Here is a 16,373-nt window from a genome sequence, read left to right on the forward strand (position 1 = left end):
TTCGCGCCAAACCGATCCATCAGTGCGGGCGGTCCGGGCAGAAATATAGATGCCAAAGGCTAGGAACAAATCGGGTTCTGCGCGATTGAATTTTGACGGCCCGCCCGAAAAACGTGGCAGGGTGTGCGCCGGAACTGTTTGCGCTGCATCATTCGGCCGGCGATACACCGAAGTGGGGACCATGGCCGACGACAATCAGCAGGATTCGGGCAACAAGACGACGCTCTACGCGGCCTTGGCTGCGAACCTGGGCATAGCGGCGGCCAAGTTCGTGGCAGCGGCGGTCTCGGGATCGTCGGCAATGTTGACGGAAGGCTTTCACTCGGTCGTCGACAGCACCAACCAGATATTGTTGCTCTACGGGCAGAGGCGATCGATGCGGCCGGCGGATACGCGACACCCGCTGGGCTATGGCCGCGAACTCTATTTCTGGAGCTTCGTTGTCGCTCTGCTCATCTTCTCGACCGGCGCGCTGCTGTCGATCTATGAAGGGGTGCTCCACATCCGTTCGCCCGAACCGATGCGGGCACCTCTGATCAACTATGTCGTATTGGCCATTTCGTTCCTGCTCGAAGGCGGCAGCTGGCTGGTTGCGGTGCGCGCCTTTGCCAGTGTGAAGGGCGATCTCGGTTGGTGGCGCGCGATCAAGCGCTCGAAGGATCCGCCGACGTTCATCGTGCTGTTCGAAGATTCGGCCGCGATGTTCGGCCTGGTAGTGGCGGCGATCGGCATCTCGATCAGTCTGCTGACCCATGATCCGCGCTGGGACGGGGTCGCCTCGATCGTGATCGGGCTCGCGCTGGCGGCAGTGGCCTATGTGCTTGCGCGCGAATCGAAGGATCTGCTCATCGGCGAAGCGGCCGATCCCGCGATCGTGGCGGCGGTTCATGCCGCGATTGATGGCCGGCCCGAGGTGAGCGGGGTCAACGAGATCACGACGATTCATATCGGGCCCGAAAATATCTTCCTCGGCCTGTCGGTCGATTTCGTCGATGCGGTGCCGGTCGGCCGGATCGAGGCGATGATCGCCGAGGCCGAAACCGAGTTGCGCGCGCGCTGGCCGGCAATCCGCGCGATCTATATCAAGCCGCAGGCGAAACCCGTTGCGAGCCCGCCAGACGCATGACCGACGCCGTTCTGATCATCACATCCACCGTATCGCGCGAAGATGCGGAGCGCGTCGCGATGGTGCTGGTGGGGGAAGGGCTGGCAGCGTGCGGGCAGATATTGCCGGCGACGAGCATTTATCGCTGGGAGGACCGGGTTGAGCGGGCCGAGGAATTGGTGCTCCACATCAAGACATTGGCGGGGCGTGCGGCCGCCGTGGAGCGCCGCATTTGCGAGGTCCACAGCTATGCGGTTCCGGAGGTGATCGTCCTGCCGATCACCGGTGGATCGAACGATTATCTTGCATGGATTGCGGCCGAGGCGAGCGGCCTGAGCTAGGCCGTAGACTCATAAGCGCGGAGCCAGAGCCGCATTGAGGCGAGTTGAACCATGGCGAGGAAATTGGCTGCGAGCTTGTCGTAACGGGTGGCGACACGGCGGAAGTGCTTCAACTTCGAAAAGAACCGCTCGATTAGGTTGCGCTCTCGATACAGCCGTCTGCTGAAACAAGGCTTCCATTTTCGATTGGATTTGGCCGGAATGTTGGGCGTGGCGCCCTGTTCCTCGATTAGCGTGCGGATCCGGTCCGCATCGTAGGCCTTGTCAGCGAGCACGATCATGTGCGGCCCAAGATGGTTGAGCAGTTCGTCGGCGGCCTGGCCATCATGTGCCTGCCCAGCGGTCAGGCCGAGCCGGATCGGCAGACCTTGCGCATCGACGACGGCATGGATTTTAGTCGTGAGCCCGCCGCGTGATCGACCGAGACAATGATCTCGATCCCCCTTTTTGCCGTCGCAGCCTGTTGGTGCGCCCGGATGGAAGTGCTGTCGATCATTTGGATGTCACCGTCATGAGCGGTGGTGATGGCGTCCATCATCCGGTCCCAGACGCCAGCTTTGCGCCACCGCACGAAGCGGTTGTAGCAGGTGGTGCGTGGCCCATAGCGCTCCGGGAGGTCGCGCCATGGCGCGCCGGAACGCAGCACCCAGAAGATGCCGTTCAGCACGCGGCGATCATCAACGCGCGGGACACCTCGCGGCTTGTTGGGGAGAAGAGGCTCGATCACGCGCCACTCGAAATCAGTCAGGTCATATCGGCTCATGCCACCGCTGAATCAGAATTTTGCAGGCCATGAAAGGGAGTTGATGCGATTGCGGAAGTAGAACGCGAGGGTATGGTGCTCGTATGTGGCAACTGGCTGTCTTTGCTCTGGCGTCATCGGTTCCCGTTGGCCAGCAGAGCATTACCTTTGAAGGAGAGGCTTTCGGGCCACGACGAACCCTTACCTGCACTTGGTTCACCAACTTCGAGAATAGTCGGTTTGAGCAGTGTCAGGACGCAACGGGCAAATTGCTTCAGGACGGCGATGGGGCGTCGATCAAATGCGTTCAGGACAGATGTGCGCGATTGGACACCGCAGCCCGAAAAGCAGTGGGTTGGCGGAAGCCTGAGCCGCCTTGGGGAACGTTTACGGTGCGGCTGGTCGGACGCGTAAGCCTAAGCCCCCATGAGAAGCGCTACCTAGGCGATGCCACCAGAACCGTTCTCATCGAACAGCTCACGAGCGTTAGCGCATCGAAATAGCGGTCTCGTTTTATGGGTTCACGACCTAGCTTCGGACGGACGGCGAAACGGAAATGACCGCCGTCTGACTTAAGGACGTTGCCACAGTGCCGAAACTTCGCAATTGCCAGCAATGTGCCTACGGCGCGCCAGCGATAGGGAAGGGGAGACTGGGTTATGGATGCAAGCACCGAACCGCGCGAAACCCATTTGGTGGTCATCAATCTGCCAGGGCCAAATTGGGTGAGCCCCTTGCCCACCACGTCGGCAATGGCGGAGCAGCATCATGCCATTTATCAGTCTCTCCTCGACGATGGACTGCTGATCAGCGCCGGCCGCCTAAACGGTCCATCGGTGATGGGCATTGCGCTTTTCCACCAAGACGTGGACGAACAGGCGGTACGCGTGCGGCTGGATAGCGATGAACTTGTCACGCGGGGCTATATCTCGCTCGACTACCGACACTGGGAGCTCCTCTCGGGTTCCCTGGCCGGAGTGAAGGGCGTCCCTGGGGGATAATTTGCGGGGCTTCTTGCAGTCTCCAGTGGTTAAGCCTGGCTCGAAATCATTCTAAAGCGCCGCAGTCCCGCCATCGACCGGAATCGTCAGGCCGGTCACGCCGGTAGCCGCTTCCGAGCAGGCCCACAGGCAGGCATCGGCAATTTCAGCGGGATCGATCATGCGCTTCATCGGCAGGCGTGCGGCGCGCATCCTTCGCGTTTCGTCGTCAGGCATGTTGGCAAGCATCGCCTTGGTCGCCGTCAGCCCGGGTGCGACCACGTTTACCCGTACGCGGTCGGTGGCATGCATGACGGCAGCATAACGGGTAAGGTGGATCACCCCTGCTTTGGCGGCGGCATAGGCAGGGCTTGCGCCATCGGAGTAGCGCATCCCGGCAAGCGAGGTGAGATTGACGATCGCGCCGCCGCCGGCCGCTACCATCACCGGAATCTGATGCTTCATTCCGAGAAAGCAGCTTGTCAGATTCAGATCGACCGTCGCGCGCCAGGCCTCGAGGCTGGTTTCATGGAGCCTGATCCTGCCGTGATCGCCGGCGCGCTTGGCGATGCCGCCGACATTGTTGATCGCCATGTCGAGCGCCCCGCCGACCGACAGGGCATTGGCCACGAGGGCCTCGACCTGCGACTCGTCGGTCGCATCGCTGACCACAAAACGGATATGGGCGCCGCGTTCCCGCAATTCGCGTTCCAGTACCCCGCCTGCGGCTTCGTTCAGATCGGAAAACACCACAAGCGCTCCGGCGGCGGCAAGCTTGCGCACGATCGCTTCGCCGATGCCGGTCGCGCCACCCGAAACCAGCGCAGTTTTTCCGGCGAAGTTCCAGATCGTGCCGCTCATGATGCGGCCGCCATCTGCGTTTCGATGGTCGGTATCGTCATATGCGCTCCCCCGTCGGCATAGACCATCATGCCGGTCACATATTGCGTATCGTCGCAGCCGAGAAACACCGCCGCACCGCCGATGTCGCGCACCGGATCGCCCACGCGCTTCATTCCCGTGACCGAGACGCGGAAATCGACCTGTTCGGGATTACGCCGGCGGAATGCCTGGAAGCCGCGCGTATCGGCGAAGGGGACGAGCATATTGGCACGGACCGGCCCCCATTCCGCCGCCACGGCGCGCATGAGCCCGTGGCGGGCGTGATAGGCAATGGTATGATCGGCCCAGCCCCCCTCGGAATAGGTTCCGGCCGGGGAATAGAGGAAGATGATGCTGGAGTTGCCACCAGCGCGCAGCGCCGTCTCGCAAGCCTGAAGCGCGATCAGCGCGCGCACGACAAGCCGATCCTCGAGCCCGCGCAACCGTTCGACAGTGAGCCGGGATACGGGCACCCAGTCTGTTTCCTCGGGAAGGTCGGTGCCGCCCAGAACCAGGATGTCGAGCGAAGCGCCCGCCGCACTGGCGATCGTCGCGCCGACTGCTTCGCCGTCGGCGCCGGCGATCGCGACGGTCACGACATTGTCCAGCAGTGCCGCCGCCAGGATCGGCCCTTCGCCGAGCAGGGTGACGGAAGCTCCTTCGGCAGCGTAGCGTGCCGCAATGGCGAACGTTATCGGATCTTCTCCGATGATAAGAGCCTTTTTGCCCTGCAAGCGGTTCATAGCGTTCGCTCCATCAAGGAAATGTCGTCTTCGCGGGTTAAGGGCGTGGAATCACATCTTGCCGGTCCAGGCTTCCGTCGAAGAATGCGTCCTGCGAAGATAGAACGCGCCGCCGCTTCCATCGAAGGTCTGCCCCGTGATGAACCGGGCTTCCTCGGTCACAAGGCCGAGCGCCAGGTTGCCAAGATCGAACTCCGGATCGCCTGCCCGCTTGAGCGGGTTGCTGGCCTGGGAAAGCCTTGCCGCGTCCGGGTTCGCCGCTGCGTATTTGTCCCAACTTTTCGATTTCGCGTAGGGCGCGATCACGTTGACGTTGATGTTGTAGCGTCCCCATTCGTTGGCTGCGCTGCGCGTCAGCGCCTCGATCGCTGCTTTCGTGGCGGCATAGTCGCTGGCGTTGACCGGGGCCTGCCAGGCCCAGCCCGAGGTCATGTTGACCACGCTGCCGCCGCCTTGATCGCGCATGGCAGGAAAAGCGCGCTGCATCGCCCATTTCGACGCGAAAAATCCGCCGTCCAGTGCGTTCTGGTAATCCTCATCGGGCTTCACCATGATCGGCTTGACCGTTACCAAACGCTGGGCATTGTTCACCAGCGCATCGACGCGGCCAAAGCCGTTCAGCGCGCGATCGATTACGGCCTCAACCTGCTCCCGCACGCTGACATCGGCCTGGACGAAATGCACTTCGCCCCCCTGGGCCAGCTGGCGCAGTTGCTGCTGGGCGGCCGTCCCCCGATCAGCGCGGCGTGCATTGAAGATGACGGTGGCGCCTTCCTTGACAAAGCGCTTTGCGATACCGAGGCCGATCCCGGCCGTCGCCCCGGTGACGACAGCGACCTTTCCGGCAAGTCTGCCCGGCATAGCCTTTCTCCTAATCGGTATTTTTTAGCAGTCTGCGCTCTGCCAAGGTGCCGTTGCACATGTGATTTTAGCATCGAGGCACGAGCAATGGCATCTATCCGAGGCCCTTCGACCCTCATCGCTCCTCCACTCCTAGGGGCAGCGTCGCGGGTCCTGAAAAAAACCCAGCAGCCCTCCTGTTGAGGGCTGCTGGGCTTAACATCATGCGTGCACCGCCTTGAGATTATTTAACGGGCGATGCTCTGCTCTTCCTTCAACCGCGCTGATGGTTCCGTCTGTCCGGGGAAACAGTCAGGCGAACGCCTTGGCGCGCCAGAGATCTTCCTTCATTGCGCGGTCTATTTCGGGGATGCGCGTTTCGCACTCGGGTGCGCCCAGATATTGGGCGCGGCTGTTAAAGTGGGCGATCAGCTTGTCGGGGAGCGGGGGATGCTCGCCGAAGACCGCGTCCATCGACGGGCCGATACGCTGCGCGATCGCGTCGAGCCGGGCCTTGTCGAGTTTCAGGAAGCGCATGGCATTGCCGCCCATGATGCCGATTGCCTCATCCTTCGGAACGCCGCCGAGTGCGTCGCGGAGCCACGGGATCGTGTTGGGCCAGGTGCCCTCGCCATGCGGATAGTCGCGCCCGAAGGCGAGCCGCTCGACGCCCAGATCATGCCGAAGGTCGACTTCGCAGCGGCGGATGAACGACAGCCCGTTCATGCAGTTCGCCTTGTAATATTCGCTCGGTTTCAGTCTGGCGGGCAGGCTGGCGCGGTTCTGCTCGAATTGTTCGTCGAGATATTTGAACGTCGGCCCGAGCCAGTCGCCATAGATCTCGCTCAACATCAGCCGCAGTTTGGGGAAACGATCGAAGACACCGCCCATCATCATCTGCCACATCGCGCGGCGCGGCTTGATGCTGGAGAAGATTTTGCCCTTGAAGAATTCCTTGGCGAGTTTGTCGACCGCCGTGCCGACATCGCCTGTTTCCTCGTCGATCTGGTCGCCAATGCGCTGGAAGATCGAGCCCAGTTCGCCCTGACCTTCGCCCTGGCCGGCGTGCATCCACAATGTGATATCGCGCTCCTGGCAGCGGGCCCAGAACGGATCCCAATATTTGTCGAACAACGGTGGCTGGCCGGGATAGGCGGTAAAGCCGGGCACCGAGGTGGCTTTGAAGCCATGATCGGCCAGCCAATCGAGTTCGACGATCATCTCATCGACATCGCGCCAGGGCGCCGAGCCGATGATGCCGATGAGGAAGAGGCGGTCGGACTCGGAGCCGAATTCGTCGAGCAGCCAGCGGTTGTAGGCCTTCACGCCCGCCTGGCAGAGCTCCATCGTGGTCGTCCAGTTCGAAGACTGATAGAACAGCCCCGAAGCGCGCGGGTCACCGCTGTAGACGAATTCGCCGGCGATGCCTTCGCGGTCCATTTCCTGGATGCGCGTCTTGCAATTCCAGACGCCCATAATGCCGCCATTGCGCAGCGCGTGGTCGGTATCATAGATGTCGTAGAGGTCTGAATTGTGCAGACGTCCGAGGAAGTGCCCGCTGATCTTCGTGTAGCTGGCATTTTCCTTGATCAGCGCAGGGAGATGATCGTGATAGCGCTTGTCGAGAAACTTCGGCCAGGCCTCGGGCGGCATCTGCGCATGGCCATCGACCGAAACGATTGTGAGTTTTTCCATGTCCATCTCCGTAGCGATCCGTTCTTCGGAGACTTCATGATCGTCTCCGATATTGGGTCAACCTAGAATAAGTGTACATAGATGTACACTTATTTCGAACGAACACGCACATTTTCCGATGGCGCCCGCTTGTGGCAGCGATAATGCAGCGGAGCAGCGGTCATCGCGGAATGCCGGAAACCTCTGAGAAGCGCGATTCCTGGCAGGTTGGCTCCGTGGGGCGAGCCTTCAAAACGGCCCATGCGGATAGACTCGCATGTCGATGATCTGCCGCAGGTCGGCCATCCGCCCCTCGTAGGCGGGACTGAGGCAGGCGATGTTTGCCCGGCAGAATCGCCGGCTCTCGAGCCACTTCGCTTGGTCGCGCCGCAATATTTCCCTGCCACCCATCGGCACAAAGCGCAGGTCGAGCGCATAGAGCGTCCCCATCCGGACATCGCGGTCGTTGAGACGCATGGTATGGCAGATCGTGCGTTCGTCCTGCCGGAGGGGCTTTGTGCAATCGAAGCTGGCGGCGTGGGCGCTCGTAGCGATCGAAAGAAGTGCCAGTATGACGATCAGGCAGGGCATTTTCGGATTTCTCGTTGTCCTCGGGAAACTGCCGCGTCTCCTTCAGGTTCCTCCAAGACTCCCCGTTGACCCGTTCCGACTCCTGTCCTATAGGCGCGCCCTGCTCAGAGGCGGTTTGCGCCTTTGGGCTGAGCTTGAACATTGCTGATGCGTGTTAGGGCCCGGGAGGTCGGTTTCGACCGCCGGGGTCTTTGTGCATTTCCGCTGGTCCGGTTTCCGGGCATGCGAAAAGGCGTATTTCGGGCACCAGTAAAGTAACTCCTTAGAGGTGAAGGGCTTCATGCCAACGATCAATCAGCTGATCCGCAAGGGTCGCGAGCCGCAGAAAGAGCGCTCGAAAGTTCCCGCCATGGAGGCGAACCCGCAGAAGCGCGGCGTTTGCACCCGGGTCTATACGACGACCCCGAAAAAGCCGAACTCGGCTTTGCGCAAGGTTGCGAAGGTTCGCCTGACCAACAGCCGCGAAGTGATCAGCTACATTCCGGGCGAGGGCCACAATCTTCAGGAGCACTCGGTGGTCCTGATCCGCGGCGGCCGTGTGCGCGATCTTCCCGGTGTGCGTTACCACGTACTCCGCGGCGTGCTCGACACACAGGGCGTCAAGGACCGCAAGCAGAGCCGTTCGAAGTACGGCGCGAAGCGTCCGAAGTAAGGATAGAAGAAAATGGCACGTCGTCGTCGCCCGGAGAAGCGCGAAATTCTCCCCGATCCGAAATTCGGAGATGTCATTCTCTCGAAGTTCATGAACTCCGTCATGCTCGACGGTAAGAAGTCCACTGCAGAAGGCATCGTTTACGGTGCGCTCGAAACCGTCGAAGCCCGCGCCAAGCGCGAGCCGATCGGCGTGTTCCATGACGCGCTCAACAACGTGAAGCCGGGCATTGAGGTCCGCAGCCGCCGCGTCGGTGGTGCGACCTATCAGGTGCCGGTCGAGGTTCGCCCCGATCGTTCGCAGGCGCTCGCGATCCGCTGGCTGATCTCGGCTGCGCGCTCGCGTTCGGAAAGCACCATGGCGGCCCGCCTTTCGGGCGAGCTGATGGATGCGGCGAACAATCGCGGCAACGCGGTCAAGAAGCGTGAAGACACGCATCGCATGGCCGAAGCGAACCGCGCTTTCTCGCATTACCGCTGGTAACGGCGGCGCTTTAAAGCGTCACAGATAGTCCCCATATCGCCGGGAGCGGGCATCAGGCCCGTCTCCCGGCATCGGAGTTCAAGATCATGGCCCGCAGCCATCCGCTCGACAAATATCGCAACATCGGCATCATGGCCCACATCGATGCCGGCAAGACGACGACCACCGAGCGCATCCTTTATTATACCGGCAAGTCCTACAAGATCGGCGAAGTCCATGAGGGCACCGCCACGATGGACTGGATGGAGCAGGAGCAGGAGCGCGGGATCACGATCACGTCGGCTGCCACGACGTGCTTCTGGAACGATCACCGGATCAACATCATCGATACCCCCGGCCACGTCGACTTCACGATCGAAGTCGAGCGTTCGCTGCGCGTGCTCGACGGTGCGGTCGCCTGCTTCGACGGCGTTGCCGGCGTCGAGCCGCAGTCCGAGACCGTGTGGCGCCAGGCCGAGAAATATCACGTGCCCCGCATGTGCTTCGTCAACAAGCTCGATCGCACCGGCGCGAGCTTCGAACGCTGCGTGCAGATGATCAAGGATCGCCTCGGCGCGCGTCCTGCCGTGCTGTATCTGCCGATCGGTATCGAAGGCGGCTTCAAGGGCCTCGTCGATCTGGTCGAGGATCGCGCGATCATCTGGCTCGAAGAATCGCTGGGTGCGAAGTTCGAATATTCGGCAATCCCCGACGATCTCGCCGAGGCCGCTGCGGTTGCCCGTTCCGAGCTGATCGAAATGGCGGTCGAGCAGGACGATGCCGTGATGGAGGCCTATCTCGAAGGCACCATCCCCGACACCGCCACCCTGAAGGCGCTGATCCGCAAGGGCACGCTCAACTTCTCGTTCGTGCCGGTGCTGTGCGGTTCGGCGTTCAAGAACAAGGGCGTGCAGCCTTTGCTCGACGGCGTTGTCGACTATCTGCCGTCGCCGCTCGACATCAAGGACGTCGAAGGTCTAAAGCTTGACGGCGAGACCCCGGACTCGCGCCCTCCGCGCGACGACGCGCCGATGTCGGCACTCGCTTTCAAGATCATGAACGATCCGTTCGTCGGCACCCTGACCTTCGCCCGCATCTATTCGGGCAAGATGGATACCGCTTCGGTCGTCCTGAACTCGGTCAAGGACAAGAAGGAAAAGGTTGGCCGCATGCTGCTGATGCATGCGAACAGCCGCGAGGACATCCAGGAAGCGTTCGCAGGCGACATCGTCGCGCTCGCGGGCCTCAAGGATACCACGACCGGTGACACGCTTTGCGCGCTGAACGCCCCGATCATCCTCGAGCGGATGGAATTCCCCGAGCCCGTGATCGAACTGTCGGTGGAACCGAAGACCAAGGCCGACCAGGAGAAGATGGGCGTCGCGCTCAATCGTCTCGCCCGCGAGGATCCGTCGTTCCGCGTGTCTTCGGACAATGAGAGCGGCCAGACCATCATCAAGGGCATGGGCGAACTCCACCTCGAAATTCTCGTCGATCGCATGAAGCGCGAATTCAAGGTCGAGGCGAACATCGGTGCGCCGCAGGTGGCCTATCGCGAATCGATCGGCCGCAAGGTCGATGTCGATTACACCCACAAGAAGCAGTCGGGCGGCTCGGGCCAGTTCGGCCGCATCAAGTTCACCGTCGAACCCGGCGAGCGCGGCCAGGGCGTCATCTTCAAGGATGAGGTCAAGGGCGGCAATATTCCGAAGGAATATATCCCGTCGGTCGAAAAGGGCATCCGCGAGATCGCGGCGTCGGGCTCACTGATCGGCTTCCCGATCATCGACTTCACCGCGACCCTCTATGACGGCGCCTACCATGACGTCGACTCATCGGCGCTGGCATTCGAAATCACGGGCCGTGGCGGCATGCGCGAAGCGGCGCAGAAGTCCGGCATCAAGCTGCTCGAGCCGATCATGAAGGTCGAGGTCGTGACGCCTGAGGATTATCTGGGTGACGTGATCGGCGACATGAACAGCCGCCGTGGCCAGATCCAGGGCACCGATACCCGCGGCAACGCACAGGTTGTCGAGGCGATGGTGCCGCTGGCGAACATGTTCGGATATGTGAACCAGCTGCGTTCGTTTACCCAGGGCCGGGCCCAGTACACGATGCAGTTCTCGCATTACGAAGAAGTTCCGGCAAATGTGGCCGAAGAGGTCAAGGCAAAGCTGGCATAATCCAAAAATTGTAACTATGAGCGCGTCCGCATCGGGCGGCGCGCTCGGCATTTGATTCGAGAAGAAGAGGCAAAAATGGCTAAAGCTAAGTTCGAGCGGACCAAGCCGCACTGCAATATCGGCACCATCGGCCACGTTGACCATGGCAAGACGTCGCTCACGGCTGCCATCACCAAGGTTCTGGCGGAAACCGGCGGCGCGACTTTCACGTCCTATGCCAACATCGACAAGGCTCCCGAGGAGCGCGAGCGTGGCATCACCATCTCGACCGCCCACGTCGAGTATGAGACGACCGCGCGCCACTATGCGCACGTCGATTGCCCGGGCCACGCCGATTATGTGAAGAACATGATCACCGGTGCGGCGCAGATGGACGGCGGCATCCTCGTCGTCTCCGCGACCGACGGCCCGATGCCGCAGACCCGCGAGCACATCCTGCTCGCCCGTCAGGTTGGTGTTCCCGCGCTCGTCGTGTTCATGAACAAGGTCGATCTGGTCGACGACGCCGAGATCCTCGAGCTCGTCGAGCTCGAAATCCGCGAGCTGCTGTCGTCCTACGACTTCCCGGGCGATGACATCCCCGTCATCCAGGGTTCGGCCGTCTGCGCGCTCGAAGACAAGCAGCCCGAGATCGGCCATGACGCCGTTCTCCGCCTGATGGCTGCCGTCGACGAATATATCCCGCAGCCGGAGCGTCCGCTCGATCGTCCGTTCCTGATGCCGATCGAAGACGTGTTCTCGATCTCGGGCCGCGGCACGGTGGTCACCGGCCGCGTCGAGACCGGCGTCGTCAAGGTTGGCGAGGAAGTCGAGATCGTCGGCATCAAGGATACCCGCAAGACGGTCGTGACCGGCGTGGAAATGTTCCGCAAGCTGCTCGACAGCGGCCAGGCGGGCGACAACATCGGTGCGCTGCTCCGCGGCGTTGGCCGTGACGACGTTGAGCGTGGTCAGGTTCTCTGCAAGCCGGGCTCGATCAAGCCGCACACCGACTTCTCCTCGGAAGTGTACGTCCTGTCGAAGGAAGAGGGCGGCCGTCACACGCCGTTCTTTGCGAACTATCGTCCGCAGTTCTACTTCCGCACGACCGATGTCACCGGCACCGTCGAGCTGCCTGAGGGCACCGAGATGGTCATGCCTGGCGACAACGTTCAGCTCGGCGTCAAGCTCATCGCCCCGATCGCCATGGAAGAGGGCCTGCGCTTCTCGATCCGTGAAGGCGGCCGCACCGTCGGTGCAGGGGTTGTCAGCGCGATCACCAAGTAATATAGGGCTGCACCGCCCGGTTCCCTGAGGGAGCCGGGCGGTGTGCTTTACCTACAGATTTTTTGCCTCGACGAAGGCGAAGGCGGCCGATCTGGCCGCCTTGTCTTTGGAAGGCTCGGCTCTTTCGCATCGGTGGAACCATGGAAACGCAGAATATTCGTATTCGTCTGAAGGCTTTCGATCATCGCGTACTTGATCAGGCCACTGGCGACATCGCAGACACCGCCCGCCGCACCGGCGCCCTCATCCGTGGTCCGATCCCGTTGCCCACCCGCATCGAGAAGTTCACGGTCAACCGTGGCCCGCACATCGATAAGAAGTCGCGCGAGCAGTTCGAAGTGCGCACCTACAAGCGCCTGCTGGACATCGTTCAGCCCACCCCGCAGACCGTCGACGCGCTGATGAAGCTCGATCTCGCAGCGGGTGTTGATGTTGAGATCAAACTGGCCTAAGAGGCCACCTCCACGCGGGAGCGAGTCGCTCTCGCGTGTGTCGTTTCAGGCGTTTCTCCAACGAAACTGATCCGAAGCGACACCTGATAAGGGATACCGAACGGCGTTGCCGTTGCTGAGTCCCCGCCTTTTCGCAGCGATGCGGATATCCAGCCCGGGCGGGGGCAAATCGACTTGGGCTGGAGGCTTCGGTTTTACGACCGGGGCCTTCTTTATTGGGCACGCTCGCCGCTAACGCGAGCCTCTGGATGAAGGGAGCAGATCATGCGCACTGGCGTGATCGCGAAGAAGATGGGGATGACCCGTCTGTTCCAGGACGATGGTCGGCATGTGCCGGTAACCGTTCTGGTGTTGGAAAAGGTTCAGGTTGTTGCCCGCAAGGAAGCGGATCGTGATGGTTATGTCGCGGTTCAGCTCGGCGCCGGCACGGCCAAGGCCAAAAATCTTACGAAGCCGGAGCGCGGCCATTTCGGCAAGGCCGAAGTGGAGCCTAAGGCCTATGTCGCCGAATTCCGCGTGTCGGAAGATGGCTTGCTTGACGTGGGCGCGGAAATCACCGCCGACCATTATGTCGCAGGCCAGTTCGTCGACATCTCTGGCCATACGCAGGGCAAGGGCTTCCAGGGCGGTATGAAGCGCTGGGGCTTCGGCGGTCTGCGCGCAACCCACGGCGTCTCGGTCTCGCACCGTTCGCTCGGTTCGACCGGTCAGCGTCAGGATCCGGGCAAGGTCTTCAAGAACAAGAAGATGGCCGGCCACATGGGTGACAAGCAGCGCACCCAGCAGAACCTCGAGATCGTCCAGACCGACGCCGAGCGCGGCATTCTCTACGTGAAGGGCTCCGTGCCCGGATCGAAGGGGGGCTGGTTGCTCGTCAAGGACTCGGTGAAGATCGCCCGTCCGGCCGATGCGCCTTATCCCGCCGGCCTGCGCGCCGCCAACACCAACGCTCCCGTGACCGAGGCTCCGGCCGACGTCGCTCCGGAAGCGACCGAAGGCCAGGAGGGCTGATCATGAAAATCCAAGTTCAGACCCTCGACGCAGCGGAAGCTGGCGATCTGGAGCTCAACGATGCCGTATTCGGTATCGAGCCCCGCGCCGACATCCTGCACCGTGTCGTTACCTGGCAGCTCGAAAAGCGTCGCGGCACCGCCCGCGGAGCCCGTGAGCGTTCGGATGTTGCCCGCACCGGCAAGAAGTTCGGTCGCCAGAAGGGCGGCGGTACGGCTCGCCACGGCGATCGCCGCGCCCCGATCTTCATCGGCGGCGGCAAGGCCCATGGCCCGCGCGTTCGCGATTTCAATCCGTCGCTGAACAAGAAGGTTCGTGCGCTCGGCCTGAAGATGGCGCTCTCGTCGAAGGTCAAGGACGGCACGCTGATCATCCTCGACACGCTCGAGCTCAAGGATGCCAAGACCAAGGCGCTGATCGCACAGATCGCCAAGCTGGGCTTCGGCAACACCACGCTCGTGATCGATGGCGATGAGGTCAATGCCGGCTTCGCGCTGGCATCGTCGAATATCCCGAAGGTCAACGTTCTCCCGGCGGTCGGCGCGAACGTCTACGACATTCTGAAGCATGAAACGCTGGTGCTCACGCGCGCCGCGGTCGAAAAGCTGGAGGCGCGCTTCAATGGCTAAGAAGCAGGAAGCCGTGGTGGACAACCGCCACTATGATGTGGTGCTCAAGCCCCACATCACCGAGAAGTCGACGTTGCTTTCGGAGCATAACGCCGTTGTTTTCCAGGTTGCGAGCGATGCGAGCAAGCCGGAGATCAAGGCCGCTGTCGAGGCACTGTTCAATGTCAAGGTGACGGGCGTGAATACGATCGTCGCCAAGGGCAAGAGCAAGCTTTGGAAGGGCAAGCCCTACAAGCGGTCCGACATCAAGAAGGCGATCGTGACGCTGGCCGCCGGCCAGTCCATCGACGTCACCACCGGTATTTGAGGCTCGGGGCACCATGGCACTCAAACATTATAATCCGACCAGCCCGGCACGCCGCGGCCTGATCCTCGTCGACAAGTCGAGCCTCTGGAAGGGTAAGCCCGTCAAGGCGCTGACCGTAGGCAAGCACAAGTCGGGCGGCCGCAACAATATGGGCCACGCGACAGCGCGCGGCATCGCCGGCGGTCACAAGCAGAGCTATCGCATCATCGACTTCAAGCGTCGTAAATGGGATGTTCCTGCGACCGTCGAGCATCTGGAATATGATCCCAATCGCTCGGCTTTCATTGCGCTGGTGAAATATCCGGACGGCGAACTGTCGTACATCATTGCACCGCAGCGTCTTGCTGTTGGCGACGAGGTCATTGCGGCCAAGAAGACCGACACCAAGCCCGGCAATGCGATGGAAATCGGCCAGGCTCCGGTCGGCACGATCGTCCACAATGTCGAGATGAAGCCCGGCAAGGGCGGCCAGATCGCCCGTGCGGCAGGCACCTATGTGCAGGTCGTCGGTCGCGACAAGGGCATGGTGATGGTTCGCCTGAATTCGGGTGAGCAGCGCTATATCCGCTCGGATTGCATGTGCACGGTCGGTGCGGTGTCCAACCCGGACAACGCCAACCAGAACCTTGCCAAGGCCGGCCGCAATCGTTGGCTGGGCATCCGCCCGCTGACCCGCGGCGTTGCCAAGAACCCGGTCGACCATCCGCACGGCGGTGGTGAAGGCCGGACCTCGGGCGGCCGTCATCCGGTTACGCCTTGGGGCAAGCCGACGAAGGGTGCGCGTACGCGTTCCAACAAGTCGACCGACAAGTTCATCATCCGTTCGCGTCACGCGAAGAAGAAGAGGTAATCCATGGCCCGTTCCGTCTGGAAAGGTCCGTTCGTCGATCTTCACCTTCTTCGGAAGGCGGAAGGCGCTCAGGACAGCGGCGCTCGCGCCCCGATCAAGACTTGGTCGCGTCGTTCGACCATATTGCCGCAGTTCGTTGGACTCACGTTCAGCGTGCATAACGGTCGCAAGTTCGTTCCCGTTTCGGTGAACGAGGACATGGTTGGCCACAAGCTGGGTGAATTCGCGCCGACGCGCTACTTCCCCGGCCACGCTGCCGACAAGAAGGGTAAGCGCTGATGTCGAAGCCAGCATCCCCCCGCAAGGTTGGTGAGAAGGAGGCCCTTGCGGTCGCCACCACCGTCCGCGGCAGCCCGCAGAAGCTCAATCTGGTGGCCGCGCTGATCCGTGGCCGCAAGGCCGGCGACGCGCTCAACATCCTGGCCTTCTCGAAGAAGGGCATGGCCATCGACGTTCGCAAGGTGCTCGCCTCGGCGATCGCCAACGCCGAAAACAACCACAATCTCGATGTGGATGCGCTGGTCGTGAAGGAAGCTTCGGTCGGCAAGTCGATCGTTATGAAGCGCTTCGCCACCCGCGGTCGCGGCAAGTCGACCCGCATCATCAAGCCGTTCGCGCGTCTTCGCGTGGTCGTGCGCGAGCAGCAGGAAGAGGCTGAATAAT

Annotated in this window: 20 protein-coding genes; 14 read left to right on the forward strand and 6 right to left on the reverse strand. The window is 61.7% G+C overall.

Going from position 1 to position 16,373, the window contains the following annotated elements; translation table 11 throughout:
- Positions 1-181: 181 nt before the first annotated feature.
- Together BLS13_RS00760 and cutA are read left to right on the forward strand one after the other, a co-directional pair.
- Positions 182-1,126 carry a cation diffusion facilitator family transporter gene (locus BLS13_RS00760; RefSeq protein WP_093448950.1) on the forward strand — a complete coding sequence of 315 codons (945 nt, stop codon included), beginning with the start codon at positions 182-184 and terminating at the stop codon, positions 1,124-1,126.
- The gene (cutA, locus tag BLS13_RS00765) at positions 1,123-1,446 is read left to right on the forward strand and encodes a divalent-cation tolerance protein CutA (RefSeq protein WP_093448952.1); all 324 of its coding nucleotides are present in this window, start codon (positions 1,123-1,125) and stop codon (positions 1,444-1,446) included. Before BLS13_RS00760 ends, cutA begins: the two co-directional genes overlap by 4 nt.
- On the opposite strand, the gene BLS13_RS00770 is transcribed toward cutA, so the two are convergent.
- Positions 1,443-2,209, reverse strand: a protein-coding gene (locus BLS13_RS00770; RefSeq protein WP_093448955.1) for an IS5 family transposase whose coding sequence is annotated in 2 segments (ribosomal slippage) — positions 1,443-1,897 and positions 1,897-2,209 — 768 coding nt in all. Because the reading frame shifts where the segments join, the coding sequence is not laid out codon by codon here. The two genes, cutA and BLS13_RS00770, sit on opposite strands and share 4 nt — an antisense overlap.
- 638 nt (positions 2,210-2,847) lie before the next feature.
- Between BLS13_RS00770 and BLS13_RS00775 the strand changes: the two genes are divergently transcribed.
- Positions 2,848-3,189 carry a hypothetical protein gene (locus tag BLS13_RS00775; protein ID WP_093448958.1) on the forward strand — a complete coding sequence of 114 codons (342 nt, stop codon included), beginning with the start codon at positions 2,848-2,850 and terminating at the stop codon, positions 3,187-3,189.
- A 51-nt stretch (positions 3,190-3,240) separates the two neighbouring features.
- Here the strand turns inward: BLS13_RS00775 and BLS13_RS00780 are convergent, their stop codons facing one another.
- From BLS13_RS00780 to BLS13_RS00800, 5 genes are all read right to left on the reverse strand, one after another.
- Entirely contained in the window at positions 3,241-4,029 is a 789-nt protein-coding gene (locus tag BLS13_RS00780) for an SDR family NAD(P)-dependent oxidoreductase (RefSeq protein ID WP_093448960.1), read from the reverse strand.
- Positions 4,026-4,793 carry an SDR family NAD(P)-dependent oxidoreductase gene (locus BLS13_RS00785; protein ID WP_093448963.1) on the reverse strand — a complete coding sequence of 256 codons (768 nt, stop codon included), beginning with the start codon at positions 4,791-4,793 and terminating at the stop codon, positions 4,026-4,028. The genes BLS13_RS00780 and BLS13_RS00785 overlap by 4 nt, the downstream gene beginning before the upstream one ends.
- 51 nt (positions 4,794-4,844) lie before the next feature.
- Positions 4,845-5,654 (reverse strand): SDR family NAD(P)-dependent oxidoreductase, encoded by an 810-nt coding sequence (locus tag BLS13_RS00790; protein WP_093448965.1) that lies wholly within the window; start codon positions 5,652-5,654, stop codon positions 4,845-4,847.
- 291 nt (positions 5,655-5,945) lie between these two features.
- Positions 5,946-7,328: an amidohydrolase family protein gene (locus BLS13_RS00795; protein WP_176943373.1), complete on the reverse strand. Its 1,383-nt coding sequence runs from the start codon at positions 7,326-7,328 to the stop codon at positions 5,946-5,948.
- A gap of 228 nt (positions 7,329-7,556) precedes the next feature.
- Positions 7,557-7,898, reverse strand: coding sequence for a lysozyme inhibitor LprI family protein (locus BLS13_RS00800; RefSeq protein WP_093448971.1), 342 nt, complete (start codon positions 7,896-7,898; stop codon positions 7,557-7,559).
- A 280-nt stretch (positions 7,899-8,178) separates the two neighbouring features.
- On the opposite strand from BLS13_RS00800, the gene rpsL reads away from it, so the two are divergent.
- From rpsL to rplV, 11 genes are all read left to right on the forward strand, one after another.
- Positions 8,179-8,550, forward strand: coding sequence for a 30S ribosomal protein S12 (gene rpsL, locus BLS13_RS00805; RefSeq protein WP_037526572.1), 372 nt, complete (start codon positions 8,179-8,181; stop codon positions 8,548-8,550).
- A 12-nt stretch (positions 8,551-8,562) separates the two neighbouring features.
- On the forward strand, positions 8,563-9,033 hold the full coding sequence (gene rpsG / locus BLS13_RS00810; RefSeq protein WP_037526531.1) for a 30S ribosomal protein S7: 471 nt from the start codon (positions 8,563-8,565) through the stop codon (positions 9,031-9,033).
- Between the two features lie 86 nt (positions 9,034-9,119).
- Positions 9,120-11,195 carry an elongation factor G gene (gene fusA, locus BLS13_RS00815; RefSeq protein ID WP_093448973.1) on the forward strand — a complete coding sequence of 692 codons (2,076 nt, stop codon included), beginning with the start codon at positions 9,120-9,122 and terminating at the stop codon, positions 11,193-11,195.
- Positions 11,196-11,270: 75 nt separating this feature from the next.
- Positions 11,271-12,461, forward strand: a complete 1,191-nt coding sequence (gene tuf / locus BLS13_RS00820; protein ID WP_093448976.1) for an elongation factor Tu — start codon at positions 11,271-11,273, stop codon at positions 12,459-12,461.
- Positions 12,462-12,601: 140 nt separating this feature from the next.
- A complete protein-coding gene (gene rpsJ, locus BLS13_RS00825) occupies positions 12,602-12,913 on the forward strand; it encodes a 30S ribosomal protein S10 (RefSeq protein WP_011952197.1) in 312 nt (103 codons plus the stop codon).
- Between the two features lie 264 nt (positions 12,914-13,177).
- Entirely contained in the window at positions 13,178-13,924 is a 747-nt protein-coding gene (gene rplC / locus BLS13_RS00830) for a 50S ribosomal protein L3 (protein ID WP_093448979.1), read from the forward strand.
- 2 nt (positions 13,925-13,926) lie between these two features.
- A complete protein-coding gene (gene rplD / locus BLS13_RS00835; RefSeq protein ID WP_093448981.1) occupies positions 13,927-14,553 on the forward strand; it encodes a 50S ribosomal protein L4 in 627 nt (208 codons plus the stop codon).
- Positions 14,546-14,860 carry a 50S ribosomal protein L23 gene (locus BLS13_RS00840; RefSeq protein ID WP_037526524.1) on the forward strand — a complete coding sequence of 105 codons (315 nt, stop codon included), beginning with the start codon at positions 14,546-14,548 and terminating at the stop codon, positions 14,858-14,860. Before rplD ends, BLS13_RS00840 begins: the two co-directional genes overlap by 8 nt.
- A 13-nt stretch (positions 14,861-14,873) precedes the next feature.
- Entirely contained in the window at positions 14,874-15,710 is an 837-nt protein-coding gene (gene rplB, locus BLS13_RS00845) for a 50S ribosomal protein L2 (RefSeq protein WP_093448984.1), read from the forward strand.
- A gap of 3 nt (positions 15,711-15,713) precedes the next feature.
- Positions 15,714-15,989: a 30S ribosomal protein S19 gene (gene rpsS / locus BLS13_RS00850; protein ID WP_037526521.1), complete on the forward strand. Its 276-nt coding sequence runs from the start codon at positions 15,714-15,716 to the stop codon at positions 15,987-15,989.
- The gene (rplV, locus tag BLS13_RS00855) at positions 15,989-16,372 is read left to right on the forward strand and encodes a 50S ribosomal protein L22 (RefSeq protein ID WP_037526519.1); all 384 of its coding nucleotides are present in this window, start codon (positions 15,989-15,991) and stop codon (positions 16,370-16,372) included. Before rpsS ends, rplV begins: the two co-directional genes overlap by 1 nt.
- The last annotated feature ends 1 nt before the right edge of the window (position 16,373 follow it).

This window comes from Sphingomonas sp. YR710 (assembly GCF_900101455.1).
In the GTDB taxonomy this organism is placed as follows: Bacteria; Pseudomonadota; Alphaproteobacteria; order Sphingomonadales; family Sphingomonadaceae; genus Rhizorhabdus.

Coding starts and splice junctions, on each gene's coding strand:
- BLS13_RS00775 (WP_093448958.1), top strand. CDS start 2,848: ATGGATGCAAGCACCGAACCGCGCGAAACCCATTTGGTGGTCATCAAT.
- BLS13_RS00840 (WP_037526524.1), top strand. CDS start 14,546: ATGGCTAAGAAGCAGGAAGCCGTGGTGGACAACCGCCACTATGATGTG.
- rplV (WP_037526519.1), top strand. CDS start 15,989: ATGTCGAAGCCAGCATCCCCCCGCAAGGTTGGTGAGAAGGAGGCCCTT.
- BLS13_RS00800 (WP_093448971.1), bottom strand. CDS start 7,898: ATGCCCTGCCTGATCGTCATACTGGCACTTCTTTCGATCGCTACGAGC.
- BLS13_RS00785 (WP_093448963.1), bottom strand. CDS start 4,793: ATGAACCGCTTGCAGGGCAAAAAGGCTCTTATCATCGGAGAAGATCCG.
- rpsG (WP_037526531.1), top strand. CDS start 8,563: ATGGCACGTCGTCGTCGCCCGGAGAAGCGCGAAATTCTCCCCGATCCG.
- BLS13_RS00760 (WP_093448950.1), top strand. CDS start 182: ATGGCCGACGACAATCAGCAGGATTCGGGCAACAAGACGACGCTCTAC.
- BLS13_RS00790 (WP_093448965.1), bottom strand. CDS start 5,654: ATGCCGGGCAGACTTGCCGGAAAGGTCGCTGTCGTCACCGGGGCGACG.
- rplB (WP_093448984.1), top strand. CDS start 14,874: ATGGCACTCAAACATTATAATCCGACCAGCCCGGCACGCCGCGGCCTG.
- rplC (WP_093448979.1), top strand. CDS start 13,178: ATGCGCACTGGCGTGATCGCGAAGAAGATGGGGATGACCCGTCTGTTC.
- rpsS (WP_037526521.1), top strand. CDS start 15,714: ATGGCCCGTTCCGTCTGGAAAGGTCCGTTCGTCGATCTTCACCTTCTT.
- BLS13_RS00780 (WP_093448960.1), bottom strand. CDS start 4,029: ATGAGCGGCACGATCTGGAACTTCGCCGGAAAAACTGCGCTGGTTTCG.
- rplD (WP_093448981.1), top strand. CDS start 13,927: ATGAAAATCCAAGTTCAGACCCTCGACGCAGCGGAAGCTGGCGATCTG.
- rpsJ (WP_011952197.1), top strand. CDS start 12,602: ATGGAAACGCAGAATATTCGTATTCGTCTGAAGGCTTTCGATCATCGC.
- rpsL (WP_037526572.1), top strand. CDS start 8,179: ATGCCAACGATCAATCAGCTGATCCGCAAGGGTCGCGAGCCGCAGAAA.
- fusA (WP_093448973.1), top strand. CDS start 9,120: ATGGCCCGCAGCCATCCGCTCGACAAATATCGCAACATCGGCATCATG.
- tuf (WP_093448976.1), top strand. CDS start 11,271: ATGGCTAAAGCTAAGTTCGAGCGGACCAAGCCGCACTGCAATATCGGC.
- BLS13_RS00795 (WP_176943373.1), bottom strand. CDS start 7,328: ATGGAAAAACTCACAATCGTTTCGGTCGATGGCCATGCGCAGATGCCG.
- cutA (WP_093448952.1), top strand. CDS start 1,123: ATGACCGACGCCGTTCTGATCATCACATCCACCGTATCGCGCGAAGAT.